The 329-nt window shown below is 59.9% G+C and carries 1 protein-coding gene; it reads right to left on the reverse strand.

The window, feature by feature from the left end; all coding sequences use genetic code 11:
- Window positions 1–64: 64 nt before the first annotated feature.
- Window positions 65–329 (reverse strand): glycosyltransferase (locus tag GSQ83_RS30100; protein WP_371418063.1); only part of this gene is annotated, 265 nt, incomplete at its 5' end.

Here is a 329-nt window from a genome sequence, read left to right on the forward strand (position 1 = left end):
CGACGTGACGATCGGCAGCAGTGCGCCCAGCACGTTGTAGCTGAAATTGGCGGAGAACGCCTGCCTACTCAACTACTTGCTCCCGCCTTGCGCGCGTTTCGCGTAGGTTAGGGGATCCAATAGTCTCACGATAAACATCGACGTAGCGAGAAGCGACTTCGTCCCAGTCGTAGCAACGTGTCGCGTGCATGGCGTCCAGTCGCTGCCGCAGATGTCCCTCTGCATCACTCAGCGCCGCAGACTGAACTGCAACACTGGCGCTTTCGGGGTTCTCGGCATCGACGAGGAGGCCGATGCCTGTACTTTCGACGAGTCGCCGGAAGGGTGTG

This window comes from Acidisoma sp. L85, assembly GCF_009765865.1.
GTDB lineage: Bacteria > Pseudomonadota > Alphaproteobacteria > Acetobacterales > Acetobacteraceae > Acidisoma.